13 protein-coding genes and 1 pseudogene are annotated in these 17,290 nt (G+C 64.2%); 8 read left to right on the top strand and 6 right to left on the bottom strand.

Going from position 1 to position 17,290, the window contains the following annotated elements; genetic code table 11:
* Positions 1-19 precede the first annotated feature (19 nt).
* From AB7535_RS34000 to AB7535_RS33990, 3 genes are all read left to right on the top strand, one after another.
* Complete coding sequence (locus tag AB7535_RS34000; protein WP_354113815.1) at positions 20-718, top strand: hypothetical protein; 699 nt, start codon at positions 20-22, stop codon at positions 716-718.
* A gap of 331 nt (positions 719-1,049) precedes the next feature.
* Positions 1,050-2,162 (top strand): NADH:flavin oxidoreductase/NADH oxidase, encoded by a 1,113-nt coding sequence (locus AB7535_RS33995; protein ID WP_166346210.1) that lies wholly within the window; start codon positions 1,050-1,052, stop codon positions 2,160-2,162.
* 327 nt (positions 2,163-2,489) lie between these two features.
* Entirely contained in the window at positions 2,490-2,897 is a 408-nt protein-coding gene (locus tag AB7535_RS33990) for a hypothetical protein (protein ID WP_063980635.1), read from the top strand.
* Positions 2,898-3,133: 236 nt separating this feature from the next.
* Here AB7535_RS33990 and AB7535_RS33985 read toward each other — a convergent pair whose 3' ends face one another.
* Together AB7535_RS33985 and AB7535_RS33980 are read right to left on the bottom strand one after the other, a co-directional pair.
* Positions 3,134-3,379 (bottom strand): PilZ domain-containing protein, encoded by a 246-nt coding sequence (locus AB7535_RS33985; protein ID WP_014490387.1) that lies wholly within the window; start codon positions 3,377-3,379, stop codon positions 3,134-3,136.
* 361 nt (positions 3,380-3,740) lie between these two features.
* Positions 3,741-5,078: a DUF2235 domain-containing protein gene (locus AB7535_RS33980; RefSeq protein WP_354113816.1), complete on the bottom strand. Its 1,338-nt coding sequence runs from the start codon at positions 5,076-5,078 to the stop codon at positions 3,741-3,743.
* Positions 5,079-5,243: 165 nt separating this feature from the next.
* Between AB7535_RS33980 and AB7535_RS33975 the strand changes: the two genes are divergently transcribed.
* Positions 5,244-5,903, top strand: coding sequence for a hypothetical protein (locus tag AB7535_RS33975; RefSeq protein ID WP_441279803.1), 660 nt, complete (start codon positions 5,244-5,246; stop codon positions 5,901-5,903).
* Between the two features lie 307 nt (positions 5,904-6,210).
* Here the strand turns inward: AB7535_RS33975 and ftsZ are convergent, their stop codons facing one another.
* From ftsZ to AB7535_RS33960, 3 genes and pseudogenes are all read right to left on the bottom strand, one after another.
* On the bottom strand, positions 6,211-7,473 hold the full coding sequence (gene ftsZ, locus AB7535_RS33970; protein WP_346016144.1) for a cell division protein FtsZ: 1,263 nt from the start codon (positions 7,471-7,473) through the stop codon (positions 6,211-6,213).
* Positions 7,474-7,523: 50 nt separating this feature from the next.
* Positions 7,524-8,138 carry a hypothetical protein gene (locus AB7535_RS33965; RefSeq protein ID WP_354113818.1) on the bottom strand — a complete coding sequence of 205 codons (615 nt, stop codon included), beginning with the start codon at positions 8,136-8,138 and terminating at the stop codon, positions 7,524-7,526.
* A 117-nt stretch (positions 8,139-8,255) separates the two neighbouring features.
* Positions 8,256-8,441: pseudogene (locus tag AB7535_RS33960) on the bottom strand (phospholipase effector Tle1 domain-containing protein); the annotation flags it as partial.
* A gap of 164 nt (positions 8,442-8,605) precedes the next feature.
* Here AB7535_RS33960 and AB7535_RS33955 point away from each other — a divergent pair.
* Both AB7535_RS33955 and AB7535_RS33950 read left to right on the top strand, forming a co-directional pair.
* A complete protein-coding gene (locus AB7535_RS33955) occupies positions 8,606-10,753 on the top strand; it encodes a GNAT family N-acetyltransferase (protein ID WP_441279808.1) in 2,148 nt (715 codons plus the stop codon).
* Positions 10,746-11,177, top strand: a complete 432-nt coding sequence (locus AB7535_RS33950) for an ASCH domain-containing protein (protein ID WP_166346198.1) — start codon at positions 10,746-10,748, stop codon at positions 11,175-11,177. Before AB7535_RS33955 ends, AB7535_RS33950 begins: the two co-directional genes overlap by 8 nt.
* A gap of 149 nt (positions 11,178-11,326) precedes the next feature.
* Here AB7535_RS33950 and rpmB read toward each other — a convergent pair whose 3' ends face one another.
* Positions 11,327-11,638, bottom strand: a complete 312-nt coding sequence (rpmB, locus tag AB7535_RS33945) for a 50S ribosomal protein L28 (protein WP_063980641.1) — start codon at positions 11,636-11,638, stop codon at positions 11,327-11,329.
* Between the two features lie 511 nt (positions 11,639-12,149).
* Here rpmB and AB7535_RS33940 point away from each other — a divergent pair.
* Entirely contained in the window at positions 12,150-13,007 is an 858-nt protein-coding gene (locus AB7535_RS33940) for a DUF3108 domain-containing protein (protein WP_354265338.1), read from the top strand.
* Positions 13,008-13,894: 887 nt separating this feature from the next.
* Positions 13,895-17,281 carry a helicase-related protein gene (locus tag AB7535_RS33935; protein WP_439037478.1) on the top strand — a complete coding sequence of 1,129 codons (3,387 nt, stop codon included), beginning with the start codon at positions 13,895-13,897 and terminating at the stop codon, positions 17,279-17,281.
* The last annotated feature ends 9 nt before the right edge of the window (positions 17,282-17,290 follow it).

Raw genomic sequence — 17,290 nt, 5'->3', positions numbered from 1 at the left:
CGTGCGGCGACACAACATCATGCCCCTCCGCCGCGCCATCCTCGCCCTTGCCCTCACGCTCGCTGCATCCTCGCCGGCCTTCGCCACGGCCGAGCATCGGTATGGAAAGAACGAATACGCCATCATCCAGGGCGGCCGCGCGCCGAACGGGAAGCTGTCCGTCGCAGCCCATGGCGGCGGCGAGTCCGGAAGCGAAGGCTTTCGTATCTACCTGATGGCTGAGCCCGGCCATCGTCGGCTGATGACGCTCGACAATGTCGACGACGACAACATTCTGGACTCGGCGCCGGATGCCTTCCACGCCGCCTGGTCGCAGGACTCGCGCACCGTCGCGGTCTCGTTCCGCAGCGAGCGCCATATCGTCACGCTGAATCTCTACGCCATCGACGGCGGCCGCGCGCGGCTGGTCGCCGGGCCGGATCTGTTCCGCGACGTGACCGGCCGCAGCGTCGACATCAAGACCGACGGCGACATGCGCACATCCGTGCCCGCGCTGACATGGCAGGCGCCGCGCCGCTTTCACCTCACCGAGTACCGCGTGTTCGTGCTCGACGACACCGCGCTCGCCGACAAGCTCGGGCCGCTCGGCAAGGTCAGCAAGCGCGACGGCGGCGGCAACACGATCCAGTTCTCGGCCGAAGCCGACGGCGAGCTGTTGCCCGACGGCCGCATCCGCATGGGCAAGCCCGTGCCGGGCAGGTTCGAGGAGCTGGAGTAGGGGCCTCAAATTCGATCGTCGTCCCGGGGCGCGCGAAGCGCGAGCCCGGGACCTATAGCCACAGGGAGACGTTTGGCGAAGACCAGCTGTTGTCGATCTTCGTAAAACCCAATCCCGTGGTTATGGATCCCGGGCTCGCGCTTCGCGTGCCCCGGGATGACAGCGGAGTTCCTGGCAAGCGGCCGAGGGTTATCTCCGCCTTGTGATCATATGACGCGCGCAATGCATGGCGCCGCGGGCGGGCATGTCCGGCGCGCAGCTGGCAATTCGCCGTAGGGCTACTAAACTTCATGCAATCGCTTCCATTCCTCCATCCCCCGGAACTCCCCGCATGAGCGCCCTGTTTTCCCCGATCAAGCTGCGCGGCCTGACGCTGAAGAACCGCGTCGTCGTGTCGCCGATGTGCCAGTATTCGGCCGACGACGGCGTCGCCACCGACTGGCACTTCACCCACATCAACAACCTCGCGCTGTCGGGCGCGTCGATGTTCTGCATCGAGGCGACCCATGTGGAGGCGATCGGCCGCATCACGCCGGGCTGTCTCGGGCTCTACAGCGACGCCTGCGAGGCCGCGCTGAAGCAGATCCTCTCCTCCGTGCGCAAGCATTCCTCGACGGCCATCGCGATGCAGCTCGCCCATGCCGGCCGCAAGGCCTCCAGCGCGCGGCCCTGGGACGGCGGCCAGCTCATTCCGCAGAGTGAAGGCGGCTGGCAGACGGTGGCGCCGTCGGCGTTGCCGCACAAGGAAGGCGAGGCCGCGCCGCTGGCGCTCGATGCCGCGGGCCTGAAGCGCATCCGTGACGCCTTCGTCGACAGTGCCAAGCGCGCTGCCCGGCTCGGCATCGACGCGATCGAGCTGCACGGCGCGCACGGCTATCTCATGCATCAGTTCCTGTCGCCGATCTCGAACAGGCGCACCGACGAATATGGCGGTTCGCTCGAAAACCGCATGCGCTTTCCGCTGGAGATCTACGACGCGGTGCGCGCGGTGTTTCCGCACGACAAGCCGGTCGGCATGCGGGTGTCGTCGACCGACTGGGTCGAGGGCGGCTGGGATCTGGCGCAGACCATCACGTTCGCAAACGCGCTGAAGGCGCGCGGCGTCGACTGGATCGATGCCTCCTCCGGCGGCGTCTCGCCGCTGCAGAAGATCCCGCTCGGCCCCGGCTATCAGGTGCAGTTTGCCGAGGCCATCAAGCGCGAGACCGGATTGCCCACCATCGCCGTCGGCCTGATCACCGAAGCCAAACACGCCGAGGAGATCGTGGCATCCGGCAAGGCCGACATGGTCGCGCTCGGCCGCAGCTTGCTCTACGATCCCCGCTGGGGCTGGCACGCCGCGGCCGAACTCGGCGGCGAAGTCGAAGCCCCGCCGCAATACTGGCGCTCGCAGCCGTCGACGCAAAAGGCGCTGTTCGGCAAGACCACGTTCGGGGCGAGGTAGGGCGCGACGGGGGCGCTGCAATCACAACTGTCGTCCCTGCCTAGTGCGCAATTGCGCACGGGGCGCAGGGACCCATACCGCGTGATCTCACCATAATGCGCGGTATGAGTTGCCGCCGCACAACTTAAAGTCTTCGCCAAATCTCTCCCTGTGGTGATGGATCCCGGATCTGCGCTTCGCTTGTCCGCGACGACAGCGGTGGGGGCAGCGCGGGCCATCGTGCCCTCACTATCCCGCGCCCTCACGCATCCGTAACTCTCCTCACCTTCCACGCACCGTAAAACTGGCCTACCCTCCCGCGCACCCAACTCCTCAGGGAGGCCCGCCATGCGGTTTCGTGTTCGCAAGACTGCCCACGTTTTCGAGCGCGTGGGCCTCGCGATGGCAGGCGCGGCGTGCGGGCTGTTCGTCGGCGCCTATGTGGGATCTTCGATCGCCCCGCTCACCACGCAGGGCTTCCTGCTGCTGATGATGCTGCTCGGCTTCGTCGGCTTCTATCTCGGCATCGACACGCCGCAGCTGCCCTTCGACGACGCGCACAGCGCCATCGACGCCGCGGAATTCCTCAGCGCCGCCGGCACGCTCTGCGCCACGCTGACCGCGCTCGCCTCCGTCGGCGTCATCGTGCTCCGCCTCGAGCCGCACCTGGCGTGGACCTGGCTCGCTTTGTTCGGCTGGATCGCCGGCGTCGCCATGCAGATCGTCGCCGGCACGAAAGCCAGGATGCGGGCGTAGCTACGACAGCTGTTGGAAAAGGTCGCGCCACAAGCACACCGCGTTCCCTCCCCCCTTGCGGGGGAGGGCTAGAGAGAGGGGTAGCCACACGGCACGCGCCATCGAATGAAGCGAGCGTCACCTCGCACGCAGCCAAGACGTTTTGCTGGGCCACCCCTCTCCCCAACCCTCCCCCGCAAGGGGGGAGGGAGCAGAGCGGAATGCTCAGCGGGATTATTCAGTTGCGTTGAGCACCGCTAAAACACCACGCCGACCCGCGAGCCGCGCTTCCAGGCGATGCGGCAGCGCTTCTTGGTGTTGACGTGGAGCAGCTCGAACCTGTCGGGGATATTCACCTGCCCGCCGAGATCGACGCAGGCGCCGCCGGGCGAATAGTCGATCAGCGTGCAGGGGATCACCGGCGCGCGCGGGTCGGTGATGATCTTGGCCTGGCGGGATACCAGCCCGGACGGTTTCACGCGGGCATGTCGGCGCGGATGCATTGGCACTCTCCTCCAATTCCGCGGACGGCGCGGGTGGTCGTGAGCGGCATGATGGAAAAGAGTTGATGCGATCCGACTAAGGGCGGCCTGAGAATTTTAATGAAAAGTAGCAGCGAACGCAGAAAGCGCCGGTAGCGGGGTGGGGCCGCCTCCATCTCCGCTGTCGTCCCTGCCTAGTGCGCAATTGCGCACGGGGCGCAGGGACCCATACCGCGTGATCTGTGGGTTGTCGGCGGTGGGCGTACCGAGCCACTGGTCCGCGCCAAACGGCTCCTTGTGGTTATGGGTCCCTGCTTTCGCAGGGACGACAGCTGAACGTGTGGCGCGCTCCCGCCTCCCATGACGAGCTTCGGGCGGCACGTCACACTCGCTCCGTCTCCGGCGTCTCCGCGGCCTCCGCATGCGGCCTCACCGGCATCGGCACGGTCACATAATCCTTCGGCAGGTTCACCGGCCGGTAGCCCGGCTCCACCGCCATCCGCTTCAGCACGCTCTCGTGCACATGGGCGCCTGCGGGGATCACGCGCGGCTCGCAATCGGGGATGTAGAAGCCCAGAAAAACCTTCCGCTCCGGCCATTCCTTGTATTTCGCGCTCTTCGGCAGATATTCCAGCACGCGCCAGAGCGCCGTCATCGAATTGTGCAGCTCGCCCACCTTGCCGGTGTAGGCAGGCTCGACATATTGGAACGGCGAGTTCTTGCGCTGGATGCCCCAGGCGAGCTGGTTCACGGTGCGCGGGTTGAAGTTCAGCCCGGCCTTCGCGGCTTCCTCGATCATCCAGATCAGCGGATATTTGGACTCGCCGCTCTCGATTTCCGGATAGCCGCCGCCGACGTCGCAATGCACGCCGGCGAACCACACCTGCATGATGTCCTGCGGCACCTTCTTCTCGTCGGGCACGTAGCGGTTGCGCCAATATTCCTGCGGCTCCTTGTACGCCTTGAGGCGGAACATGCAGCGCCGCTCGTCGATCGCGATCGCCTGCCGGAAGATTTTGACGCTGGGATTGCGCAGCGTGAAGGCGAGCTCCTCCAGGCTGAACACGAAGAAGAAATTGTCGCGCCGCGGCACGATCACGCTCGCCACCGTGTCCCAGACGCCGATGAAGTGGATGGTCGGCCAGCGCGTCGAGGTGATTCGCGCGAACTGCGCCGCGAGGTCGAATTCGTCCTTCGGCAGCGGCCCGCTCTCGTCGAAGGCGACATCCTTGAGGTCCTCGATGTCGTTACCGCGCCCGGTGCCGGAATATTGCTTGTAGGCGACGAGGCCCGAGCCTGCGAGGTTCGCCTGCTCCGGCGAGATCAGGCCGATCTTGTGGATCAGCCCCGCCAGCACCCGCACGGTGTAGGCGCCGCGCGAGAAGCCGAACAGATAGATGCGGTCGCCCGGCGCGTAATGCTCGACCAGGAAGCAATAGGCTGACAGCACGTTGTCATCGAGCCCGTAGCCGGTGGCGAGCCCCAGCACCAGATTGACGTTGGCCTTGAGCCGGTGCCACGTCGAAGGCTCCGTCACCGTGCCGACGCCGGGATCGTAAAACACCATCTGCCGCGGCTGCGTCTTGTCGGTCTTACGCAGGCAGCGATACAGCTTCAGGACGTTGGAGATGTTCTCCGAGATCTCGTTGCCGGTGCCGTCACAGCAGATGACGAGGTTTTTCGGCTCGATTTTGGGTTTGTGCTGGTCGTCGTGCTCCACGGTATGCCCCTCCCGGTGATGCTACCGGGGCGAGTATAGCGAAAATGGATGGCAGCGAGGAGACGAAGTCGGCGGCGGTGGCATCGTGCCCCATTGCCCCATCATCTGTTGACATTAACCACCTGTTAACCATGTCGTCGCCTAATGAGGACGGTGGGGGTCACCATGTCGGCCCATATGACGCGACCGAAATTGATGCCTGTTTTGGCCGATCCAGCCTTTCATGCGCTGATCGGGCCGGCGGTTCGCGTCACGGCTGTCCTACGGAGCAAAGCCATGTTCGGGAAGGACGATCTAGTGGACAATCTCAGCCGCGATCTCGATCGTGCGCGCCTGCGCCGCGATGCACTCGCATCCGAAGCCACGACTCTCACGGCTCAGATCGCCGAAATCGAAGCCCGCCTTTCGGAAGAGAAGACCAGGCGGGAGCGTGATCGCGTCCTGGGCGAAATCGAAGCGATAAGAACGCGAATCAAGCAAGCCGCCGGCGCGTTCGCACCCGTCGTCGATGGTCTCTCCAGGGCGATCGAGTCGGCCTCGGCCGTTGTGCCCGAGGCTCGCGAGCTCAATAGTTTCATCGTGTCGGTGGCGACCGAAATCGACAGCGTGCTCGATCCCCTGATGCGCGAACTGGATCAGCGCGCGGATGCGGTGCGGGCAGGGCAGGCCGTGCTGGACCTCCCGCGTTCGGCCAATGAAGCACCGCCCATCGAGCCGCCAAAAGACGGCAACGATCGCCTGCTTCGCTTCCCGGCATGGCTGTCTCGCGACAAGGAGCCGGAAAAAAGGGAAACGGCGGAGACCCCGCGCAGCACGGCAGCGTGAACGATCGGCGCGCCGCGCAGATCGGAAGCTAGCCTGCGGCTATCCTTCGAGACGCCCGCCTTCGGCGGGCTCCTCAGGATGAGGACGGAGTGCGCGGCACTGGTTTCAACGGGTACCAATGCCGATTAGCCTCATCCTGAGGAGACCGCGGAGCGGTCGTCTCGAAGGACGAGGCGCGCGCTCAGGCCGTCCAGATTGTCATATGCGATAGCCCTCTCCCGCAAGCGGGAGAGGGAGCGCGCCTTCTTCACGGCGACCAGCCAAGCTTGATCTCATCGCGCTCTGGAGCCGCGTAGCAGCCGCCCGCTCAATTAGCGGAGCGGCGCAGGAAGGCTGGAATGTCGAGAAGGTCTTCGTCGGCTATATTGCGCGGAGAGGTGCGGCCGTACGGATCGAGCGGCTGAGGCGCCGCGCGGCGCGCATATTCCGGATCGGGCCTTGCCGGTTGCACTGCGGGTCGGCCGGCCGCCGGGCGGAGCGGCGGGCTTTCCACCTGCGGAAGCGGCGCACTGCGCTGCTCGATGCGATCCGCGATGCGGCGGCTGTCGTCGCGCAGCCTGCCGGCGAGCTGCGTGAGTGCGGTTTCCACCGGCGCCGCCAGCTGCGCCGGGTCGACATTGTCGATCCCGGTCGCCACCACCGAGACGCGGACGATGCCTTCGAGGCTTTCGTCGAACGAGGCGCCGACGATGATGTTGGCGTCCGGGTCGGCCTCGTCGCGAATGCGGGTCGCGGCTTCGTCGACTTCGTACAGCATGAGATCCTTGCCGCCGGTGATGGAGATGATGAGGCCGCTGGCGCGCTTGATCGAGGGGTTCTCGATCAACGGATTGGAAATGGCCGCCACGGCGGCGGCGAGCACGCGCTTCTCGCCGGAAGCCTCGCCCCGTCCCATCATGGCCTTGCCCTTCTCCCGCATCACGGAGAGAACGTCGGCAAAATCGAGATTGATCAGGCCTTCCTTGACGATGAGGTCGCTGATGCAGGCCACGCCCGAATAGAGCACCTGGTCGGCGAGGGCAAAGGCATCGGCGAATGTGGTCTTTGCGCTGGCCACCCGGAACAGGTTCTGGTTCGGGATGATCAGCAGGGTGTCGACCGTCTTCAGCAGCTCCTCGATGCCGGCTTCGGCAAAGCGCATGCGGCGCTGGCCCTCGAAATAGAATGGCTTGGTGACCACGCCGATCGTGAGGATGCCGAGCTCGCGCGCGGTCCTGGCGATGATGGGTGCGGCCCCGGTGCCGGTGCCGCCGCCCATGCCGGCCGTCACGAACACCATGTGCGCGCCGGTCAACTGATCGCGGATCGTATCGATGACCTCCTCGGCTGCGGCGCGTCCCAATTCGGGCTGCGAGCCGGCGCCGAGGCCTGCGGTCACCTGGGTGCCTAGCTGGATCAGGCGCGGCGCCTTCGACATGGCAAGCGCCTGCGCGTCGGTATTGGCGACGACGAAGTCGACCCCCTGCAGCCCGGATGTGATCATGTTGTTGACGGCATTGCCGCCGGCGCCGCCGACTCCGAACACGACAATGCGCGCCTTCATCTCGTGAATATCGGTCATGCCAGTCATTCTGTCCTCGCGATTGCTCCGGCAGGCCGGGATGGAGAAGGGTTCGAGTGCTATCTGCGAGCCGCGCGGTCTGCGCCCACGATGGCCGCGGCCAGATGTCCCAATCGACGTGCGGCTTGTCCCGCGGTCGCGCCGCCAGCCTGGCGACCGGTCCGTAAGTCCGCCACTTCGTCTTCCAGTCGTGCCGCCCACGCATTGGCTGCCGCCGTCTCGGCGGCCGCCTGCAGTAGCTCGACGGCCAGGCGATCGGCACGCTCGCGCTCGCGCTCGAACACGGCCCTGTAGGCGGCGGCGACGTCTTCGAGCCGCGCGATCTCCGCCTTGAATGCTTCGGTCTCCATAGCGTTTTCGAGCGAAGTGGGTACCGGTTCGCGCAAGGAAAACGCGTCAGAACAGGAATCTGGAGCCCCGTTCCGATCTCGTCGGAACGGAAATGGCTCCAATGTCTGGACTTTTGCCAGGGAGGCATCGAGGGGGTCCGCCCGGCGGGCCCGCCGCGGGCGGGGCGTGTAGCGGAGCTCGGAGAGATCGACGCTCACCAGGGCCTTGCCGTCCTCCGCCCGCGAGCGCGGCAAACGGCGACGTCTCGCCAAGGCACGAGCGGCCTCGCGCGAGATATTGAGGCGGGCACTGAGATCGGCATACGTCAACAACGCAACGCACATCGGCGCTTCTCCTGGAGCAAACCGGGAAGGCATTTCGAGCTAATGATGGCTGGACGATTGCCGCAGGCTAGGCTGCGTTGGTTAACGGACGGTTAACGGACGAGGGGTGTTGTTTACGGGGGCGGTCACTGTGCCGCCCCCGGAATCGTAGAGCGCGATATGCTGCGGCTGCGTCCTGTCGAGTTTGCGCAGGCAGAGATGGAGCTTCAGGACGTTGGAGATGTTTTCGGAGATCTCGTTGCCAGTGTCGTCACAGCGGACGACGAGGTTTTCGGCTCGGATTGGATGCGTGCTCCACTGGATGCGGCTCTGAGCGATGCCAGCGGCTCAGTATAGTTGCACTTAGATTACAAAGCACGCATTAGACGAACGTGGAATATTGGCCGGCGACTCTGTTAAGTAGGTTGGGGAAGCTGGTCCAACTATTAGTTGATCAAGACCTTATCTTGTTTCAGTGCGATTTCTTGATGCGTGGCACCTCACTTCGAATAGAAACTAATCCGCGGCTCTTGTTGGAGCATGTGTCCAGCATCCGTTCTCTAGCTGATCGAGAGAAGGAGGCGCTAGGGTTCTTGCCAGAGGCCGCCTACCGAGATGCGATTGCGCAGCGGCGGCTGTTCGCAATGTTCGCGAGAAGTGCGGATTCAATCGAGATCGCGGGCTTTATTTTATTCAGTGGCGTGTTTCCTAATGCGCGAGTGCAGCAGGTTGCAGTTGCGCCGTCTCATAGGCGCAATGGGATTGCATCGGCGCTTGTTAATGCACTCGTATCACATCTTGAGAACCGCGGGTATTTGAACGTTACCGCTGCAGTTGCTTCTGACTTGGACGAGGCGCAAGCGTTCTATGAGAAGAAGGGATTTGTCGCTAGACGAGTTCGAGATGGAGGTGCCGCACGGCAGCGTACCATAGTGCTGCGATCGAAAGAGTTGGATACAGCGAGCTTGTTCTCGTTGATGGCTCCGCCGACTGCCGGAGACGAATTAGTCGCGAACCTTAAGCTTCGGTCGCCCGGTGCTTTTGAAGCCCCGTTGTACGCGATTGACCTCAATGTTCTATTCGACCTTATAAAGCAACGCGCTCGTTCGGCTGTCGCCAATCGCCTATTTGGTGCTGCTTTGGCGCATCACGTGCGGCTTGCTGTGGCTCCGGAATTTATTGTGGAGTTAGAGCGGACTTCTCATGGAGAGGCCGTAGACAGTACCCTCCAGCTTGCTCGGCAACTACCTAGAATCCCATCCGCGCCGAAGCTCGAAGTAGATCGACTTGCTGCGATCATTCACAAGGCTGTTTTCGAAGAACCAGGTCTGTCGCAAGCCAATTCTAAGCAGGCACTGAGTGATGCTCGTCATTTGGCGGAGGCTGCGTTAGCACGAGCGTCGGGTTACATTACAAGCGATACCCATCTTCTCAACGCACGAGAGTCTCTGCTTGAGCTGGTCGGTCTCGACGTTGCTAGCTTGGACGAATTCGTCGAGTTGGTGCCGGTAGAGGACACTAAGCTTGAGAGAGGCATTCTTCGGGGGACGCAGTGCGAGACAACGTCGGCAACAGCTTCTGAGGCTCGAACATATCTAGTCTCTCAATCTCTAAACACGAGCCTTGTTGAGCAATTTCTGCCGACGAGGTCGACTGCTCGGAAAGTCAGAGTTCGTGCGGTACTTGAAAGCGAGGAGATCGTAGGAGCCAGCCTCTATTTGGCTCCGGTGGCTATCGACGCCGCCGCCAAGATGCTGGTGCATGTCCGGACGGATCATATTTCGTCCGAGACGTTTGCCGAACACTTGCTGGATGAGTCGATACGAGAAGCAAGCCTTGCGGGGCCAGTAACGATAGAGCTCCGAAGGATTGCCGGGCAAACAGTAGTAAATCAGGCCGCAAAGCTAAGGGGATTTCTACCGACCTCCGATCCTGATGTTCTGATTAAGGTGGCGTTAGGTCGTCCGCTTACAGCTAACACATGGTCTCCGCTTGCGCGTCAGATGAGGCGTAGGACGGGGCTATCGCTTCCAGACAATCTCCCGCACGAGACGGCCGTAGAGATTCAAGCCCCAGATGGCGCCTTCCTGTCGGTCAAGATGCCTGCGCTCGAAGCGGCCCTAAGCCCTACGATAATTGCGTGGCCGGGTCGTGACGGGGTGATTGTGCCAATCGCAAAATCGTTCGCCGACGATTTATTGGGCACGGCCGAGCAGCTTGCTTTGTTCGGCAGGCCATCGGCAGCATTCCTCGGGCTTCGTATCTATTTCAATAGCCCGAGAACGTCGCATCTTATGCGCCCAGGATTGCCAATTCTGTTCTACGAGTCCAAGCGAACCGGCGGGCGTGCAGCAATAGTCGCGGCTGCTCGCATAGTCGACACGACGATCTTGCCTAAAGTGCAAGTTTCAGGCGAACTCTTTCGACGAGCAGTAGTGGAAGATTTGGACGCTCTAACCACGTCGTCTGAGGTTTTGGCGACCTCCTTCGACAATTTGATAAGATTCCCGAATCTTGTAACACTCGAAGCCCTCCGGGCCGTTGGAGCTGAAGGCGCGTCCAATTTGCAAACCTCGACTGTCTTGCCGAGCATGCTGCTAGGAAAGATTTTGGATCTTGGATGGTCAAGTGACTGATGCAAGTGACGCAATCATTTCGATCCATCCCGAATATGCGACGGCGATCCTTGACGGAACGAAGACTATCGAACTAAGGCGCCGCATACCGTCGCTAGGCGAAGGCACTCGTTTATGGATTTACGCGACCCGTCCGACGGCTGCGGTTGTTGGCATGGCAACCATCGCAGGTGTTAGTCGTGCTCATCCGCGGACGATTTGGCAAAAGCATCGAAGCGAGACCGGCGTAGATTACGCCTCCTTCACGGAATACTTCGCCGGAGCCACGGAAGCCGTTGCAATTCTGCTGGCGGCTGTAAAACAGGTGCAACCGATAACTCTCGGGGAATTGAGAAGAGTTCGCGCGGGCTTTCACCCACCGCAAGTCCTTGTTCGTCTGACTTCCAAGGAAGCGGAGGCCTTGGAGAAACTCGCGAAATCCTGAATAGGCAAATTGGGGTTGCGCTTCATATCCTCAGTCTTCCCCAGAAACAAAAACGGCCGGATCTTTCGATCCGGCCGTAACGCAAAACTCTACTGGCTAAGACTACGCCACGCGACGCAACTTAGCCCCCGCCCGATTTCAAAATTGGATTAGCTGGCCTTCTTCGCCGGCGCGGCCGTCGGGCCGACCTTCTTCTGGATGGCGCGCTTCAGCTCGAGGGCGCGCGGCGACAGGACGTCGGCCTTGGCCTTGAGCAGGAAGGGGTCGAGGCCGCCATTGTGGTCGACGCTCTTGACCGCGTTGGTGGAGACGCGCAGGCGCACGTTGCGGCCGAGCGCTTCGCTGATGAACGTCACGTTGACGAGGTTCGGCAGGAAGCGGCGCTTGGTCTTGATGTTGGAGTGGCTGACCTTGTGGCCGACGAGGGGGCCCTTGGCCGTCAGTTCGCAGCGGCGAGACATGGTAGAAATCCTCTTCTGTCCCCCAAACGATTTGCGGCCGCCATTCTGGGCGCCACGGGGGCTAATTCTGTGTCCTTGCAGGGAGCGGGCGGACGTATAGGGGGGAAGGGACGGGACGTCAAGTTTTTGGGCGGGGATTCATGCTCCGCGGCATCCCCCACAACAGGTGTCATCGCCCGGCTTGACCGGGCGATCCAGTACTCCGCGGCGGGGCGGCTGGAGGCGAGGGGCTACGGCGTACTAGATGCCCCGGTCAAGCCGGGGCATGACGGCGGAATGGGCAGGGCGAGAGGTGCGCGTCCCTGACACACCCCCGATCACCAAAACGGCAATGATTGAAGTGCCTTACCATCACATAAAGGGCGTATTCACCCCCGAAGTATCAAATGGAGTTCCGCATGCCTCCGCGCCCGGACACATTGTTTGCCGCGGTTTTTGGCTTAAGTAACAACCGTTCGCGCCCCGATTGGATTGTTTCGTGCTCGCATCCCCCCGACTTTGGCTCCAAGGCTTGGTCAGTCACGGCTCAGTCAGTCCGCGCTCTGCCGGCCGGCTGGCCTTCGCGGCCCTTTGCGGGCTCGTCGTGGCGTGGGGCGCGGAGCCCGTGGCGGCGCAGGGCAAGCTCGAGGCGCAGTATGAGGCGACGCTGGCGGGCATTCCCGTCGGCAAGGGCGCCTGGAACATCGACATCGGGGACGACGTGTTCGCGGCCGCGGCAAGCGGCGGCACCACGGGGCTGTTGAAATCCTTCGCGGGCGGGTCCGGCACCGGCGCCTCGCAAGGCAGGGTGGTCAACGGCGCGCTGGTCGCGACCGGCTACCAGGCCTCCACCACCACCTCGAAGAAGACCGAAGAGATCCGCATCACGCTCGACAAGGGCAATGTGAAGGAGTTCGGCATCGTGCCGGAGCCGCCTGTTGATGCCGACCGCATCGTCGTCACCGATGCGCATCGCCGCGGCGTCTGGGACCCGATGACGGCCTCGCTGCTGCGCGTGCCCGGCACCGGCGACCCCGTGACGCCGGACGCCTGCCACAACGCCGCGCCCGTGTTCGACGGCCGCATGCGCTACGAGCTGAAACTCGATTTCAAGCGCATGGAGAGCGTGAAGGCGGAGAAGGGCTACAGGGGCCCGGTCGTGGTCTGCGCGCTCTATTTCGTGCCCGTGGCGGGCTACATTCCCGACCGTCCCGTGATCAAATACCTCGCCGCCCAGCGCAACATCGAGATCGCCTTCGCCCCCGTCGCGGGCACGCGCATCCTGGTCCCGTTCTGGCTGAAAGTGCCGACGCCGCTCGGCCCGGCCATGCTGGAAGCGACCAGCTTCATCACCTCAGCCCAGCCGCCAAAGGTCGCCAAGACGCAGTGATCTTACCCTCCCCTGGAGGGGGAGGGTCGATCGCGCGCAGCGCGAGCGGGGTGGGGTGATCTCTCCACATGGGCACTGTTCGAGGGGAGAGATCACCCCACCCGGCTGCGCATTTCGCTTCGCTCCATGCCCAGCGACCCACGAGCGAGCTTCGCTCGTCTCGGACCCCTCCAGGGGAGGGTAAGAAAGTGCGCCGCTCCAGACGGGCTGCGATCCGTCATTTTCGTGGTTTAAGAGGTCTAGTTATTTCAATGGTTTGGCTACTGTGCATGGGGTTGTTTTCGCGAAAATGAGTTTGGGGGTCGTGATCCCGGGAATCCATTTGACTCCTGCCCGATTCTGATTCGACTCCGCGTCGTCCCCAATTTTAAGGAACCGGTCATCGAAACGCTGCTTGTGCGGCAGGGTAAAACTCCATCTAGTGCACAATCAATAAGAGTCCCGCGACATGTGGCGTGAACGGAACAGGCTTCAGCGGGAGTCAGCGATTCGGCCGCGATTCGTTCTAGAGTCGTTCCGAAGCTTAAAGCCAACGGGAAAAGCGTCGCAAAGTGAGACAGTTGCGCGAGGTTTGGGGAGCGCGCTCCCACACGCTCGGTGTCATCGCCCGGCTTGACCGGGCGATCCAGTACGCCGAGGCCGTTGTGGTTGAGCGGACAGGCCGCGGCGTACTGGATGCCCCGGTCCCGGCTCCGCCAAGGCTACGCCGGGGCTCAGGGGGGTGCTCGGCCCGCCGAAGCCTTGGCGAAGGCGGCAGGCCGGGGCATGACAGCGGAATGCTTGGCTGCAGCGTAGCGTTCGGAGACATGGCCGACACCTCCCAGCCCTCAACACACCCCAAAGCAGCACTGACATTCGCCCAAATCGCCACTACCTAATCTCCAGACATGGCCTTCTCCTCCTCCCCCTTCGCCTCCGAGCGCGCACCCGGCGCGGGCGTCACTGCGGTGCTCGGGCCGACCAACACCGGCAAGACCCATCTCGCCATCGAGCGGATGCTCGCGCATCCCTCTGGCGTGATCGGGCTGCCGCTGCGGCTGCTCGCGCGCGAGGTCTATAACAAGATCGCCGCGCGGGTCGGCAGCGAGGCCGTCGCGCTGATCACGGGCGAGGAGAAGATCAAGCCGAAGAACCCGCGCTACTGGGTGTCGACCGTCGAGGCGATGCCGCGCGACCTCGACGTCTCCTTCCTCGCCGTCGACGAGGTCCAGATCGCCTCCGATCTCGAACGCGGCCACGTCTTCACCGACCGCATCCTCAACCGCCGCGGCCGCGACGAAACGCTGCTGTTGGGCGCGGCCACGATGCGCCCGATCATCGAGCGGCTGCTGCCCGGCGTGTCCATGATCACGCGGCCGCGCCTGTCACAGCTGGAATTCGCCGGCGACCGCAAGATCACGCGCCAGCCGCGCCGCACCGCCATCGTCGCGTTCTCCGCAGACGAGGTCTACGCCATCGCCGAGCTGATCCGCCGCCAGCATGGCGGCGCCGCCGTGGTGCTGGGATCGCTTAGCCCGCGCACGCGCAATGCGCAGGTGGAGATGTTCCAGAACGGCGACGTCGACTACCTCGTCGCCACCGACGCCGTCGGCATGGGCCTCAATCTCGACGTCGACCACGTCGCCTTCGCCTCCGACCGCAAGTTCGACGGCTACCAGTTCCGCCGCCTGACGCCGGCCGAATTCGCGCAGATCGCCGGCCGTGCGGGGCGCGCCACCCGCAACGGTACTTTCGGGACGACGGGCCGCTGCGGGCCGTTCGAGCCCGAGCTCGTCAACGCGCTGCAGAACCACACCTTCGACAACGTGAAGATGCTGCAATGGCGCAATGCGAAGCTGGATTTCGCCTCGCTCGGCGCGCTCCAGGTGTCGCTGAACCAGTCGCCCGGCCATGAGGCGCTGACGCGCGCGCCCATCGCCGAGGACATGCGCGTGCTCGACCACGCCGCCCGCGACGTCGAGGTGCGCGATATCGCGCATGGCAAGGCGGCCGTGGAACGGCTGTGGGAGGCCTGCCAGGTCCCCGATTACCGAAAACTGTCGCCGGCCGCCCACGCCGAGCTCGTGACCACGCTCTACGGCTTCCTGATGCAGAAGGGCTGCATCCCCGATTCCTGGTTCGCGGCCCAGGTCGACCAGGCCGACCGCATCGACGGCGACATCGACACGCTGTCGGCCCGGATCGCCCAGATCCGCACCTGGACCTTCGTCGCCAACCGCCCGGACTGGCTGAAAGACCCCGAACGCTGGCAGGGGATCGCCCGCGAGGTCGAAAATAAATTATCGGATGCGCTCCATGAACGCTTGACTGAGCGTTTCGTTGATCGCCGGACCAGTGTATTGATGCGCCGCCTGCGGGAGAACACGAGCTTGAATACTGAAATCGGCAAGACCGGCGAAGTCATCGTCGAAGGCCATGTCATCGGCCGCCTCGATGGCTTCACCTTTGCACCGGATGCGGCGGAAGCAGGCTCCGATGCGAAAGCCTTGCAGGCTGCAGCGCAAGCGGTGCTCGCCGGCGAGATCAATGCGCGCGCCGAAAAACTGGGCAATGCGCCGGACGATCAGTTCGTGCTGACCTCGGAAGGCACCATCCGCTGGACCGGCGATGCCGTGGCGCGCCTGTCTGCCGCGGAGGAGGCGCTGCATCCGCGCATCCGCATCATCTCCGACGAGCGCCTCACCGGTGCGCCGCGCGAGAAGGTGCAGGCCCGGCTCGAGCTCTGGCTCAAGACCCATATCGAAAAGCTGCTCGGGCCGATGTTCGAGCTGTCGAAGGCCGAGGACGTCACCGGCATTGCCCGCGGCATCGCCTATCAGCTGGTCGAGGCGCTCGGCGTGCTCGAGCGTCCCAAGATCGCCAACGAGCTGAAGGATCTCGACCAGCCCTCGCGCGCCGTGTTGCGCAAATACGGCGTCCGTTTCGGCGCCTATCACATCTATTTCCCCGGCCTGCTGAAGCCCGCCGGACGCGCGCTGGCCGCACTGCTGTGGGCGCTGAAGCAGGACAATGTCGATCTGTCCTCTCTCTCGGGCGCGCAGCATCTGGCATCTTCGGGCCGCACCTCGTTCCCGGTCGACAAGCAGCTGCCGCGCGATGCCTATCGCGTGCTCGGCTACAAGCAGGCCGGCGAGCGCGCCGTGCGCGTCGACATCCTGGAGCGGCTTGCCGATCTGATCCGCCCGGCGCTGGCCTGGCGCGAGAACTCGCCCGGCGAAAAGCCCGCCGGCGCGTTCGATGGCCGCAGCTTTGTGGTGACGCAGGCGATGACCTCGCTCACCGGCTCGGCCGGCGAGGATTTCGCCTCGGTGCTGCGCGCGCTCGGCTATCGCATGGAGAAGCGTGCGCCGCTGCCGCCGAAGCCGGTGGCTGCTGTCGCGGAGACGCCGGCGGCCGAAGCAAGCGCAGAGGCTCCGACTGGACCGGCTGCGACCGATGATGCCGCCGCGAGCGTGGACACCGCGATCGAAGCCGCCGCCGAGCCCGTCACCGTCGAGGACGCGCCCGGCATGGAGCAGCACGACGAGCCCGCGCATGACGAGCCGGCGCTCGAAGCATCGCCGGATGCCCCCGTCACGCCCGAGGATGCCCCCGGCATCGCGCCGCCGGCGGAAGAGGCTGCTGCGCCCAGCGAGGCGGTGGAAGCCGCTCCCGCCGAGGCCGCTGCAACGGAAGCCGCTGCATCCGCTGATGCCGCCGCGCCGGTCGAGGCTGCCACTGCGCCTGCCGAGCCCGAGCTCGTCGAGGTCTGGCGTCCCGGCGGCCGTCACGACGATCGCAAGCCGCGCCACGAGCGGCATCGCCATCAGCGTCACCACAATCAGCGCCCGCAGCAGGCCGGTGCCGAAGCTGGCGCCGCCCCTGCCGAAGGCGCGGCCGCGCCGTCAGCCGACGGCGAGAAGCGCAATGAGCGCCATCGTCACGGCGGTCATCGCAGAGATGGGGCAAAGGATTTCCGCAAGCCGCGCGAAGGCGGCGCCGAAGGCGCGCCGCGCCAAGAGGGGCGCGACGACAAGAACCGCCGCTTCGAGGGCAAGGATCGCGACAACAAGGATCGCGATCGCAACAAGGGCAAGTTCGGCGGCGATCGCGACAAGGGCCGCGACAATCGCGGCCGTGACCGCGACAAGGGCCGCGACCGTCAGGGCGGGCCGTCGCTGCGCCCCTACGCCTCGAGCGCGAACCCGCGCGAGCGCGATCGTCCGGCCGATCCGAACTCGCCCTTCGCAAAGCTCGCTGCGCTGAAAGAGCAGCTGTCCGGTCGCAAGGAGTGATCCCACGAC

It is taken from the genome of Bradyrhizobium sp. 956_D2_N1_4, assembly GCF_052076025.1.
Taxonomy (GTDB): Bacteria; Pseudomonadota; Alphaproteobacteria; order Rhizobiales; family Xanthobacteraceae; genus Bradyrhizobium; species Bradyrhizobium barranii.
The sequence above is the reverse complement of the archived record's forward strand: the minus strand, read 5'-3'. Positions and strand labels throughout refer to the sequence as shown.

Excerpts from the sequence above, each read along its gene's own strand:
- AB7535_RS33955 (WP_441279808.1), top strand. The coding sequence starts at position 8,606 with ATGCGTGGCACCTCACTTCGAATAGAAACTAATCCGCGGCTCTTGTTG.
- rpmB (WP_063980641.1), bottom strand. The coding sequence starts at position 11,638 with ATGTCTCGCCGCTGCGAACTGACGGCCAAGGGCCCCCTCGTCGGCCAC.
- AB7535_RS33975 (WP_441279803.1), top strand. The coding sequence starts at position 5,244 with ATGTCGGCCCATATGACGCGACCGAAATTGATGCCTGTTTTGGCCGAT.
- AB7535_RS33965 (WP_354113818.1), bottom strand. The coding sequence starts at position 8,138 with ATGTGCGTTGCGTTGTTGACGTATGCCGATCTCAGTGCCCGCCTCAAT.
- ftsZ (WP_346016144.1), bottom strand. The coding sequence starts at position 7,473 with ATGACTGGCATGACCGATATTCACGAGATGAAGGCGCGCATTGTCGTG.
- AB7535_RS33935 (WP_439037478.1), top strand. The coding sequence starts at position 13,895 with ATGGCCTTCTCCTCCTCCCCCTTCGCCTCCGAGCGCGCACCCGGCGCG.
- AB7535_RS34000 (WP_354113815.1), top strand. The coding sequence starts at position 20 with ATGCCCCTCCGCCGCGCCATCCTCGCCCTTGCCCTCACGCTCGCTGCA.
- AB7535_RS33985 (WP_014490387.1), bottom strand. The coding sequence starts at position 3,379 with ATGCATCCGCGCCGACATGCCCGCGTGAAACCGTCCGGGCTGGTATCC.
- AB7535_RS33995 (WP_166346210.1), top strand. The coding sequence starts at position 1,050 with ATGAGCGCCCTGTTTTCCCCGATCAAGCTGCGCGGCCTGACGCTGAAG.
- AB7535_RS33990 (WP_063980635.1), top strand. The coding sequence starts at position 2,490 with ATGCGGTTTCGTGTTCGCAAGACTGCCCACGTTTTCGAGCGCGTGGGC.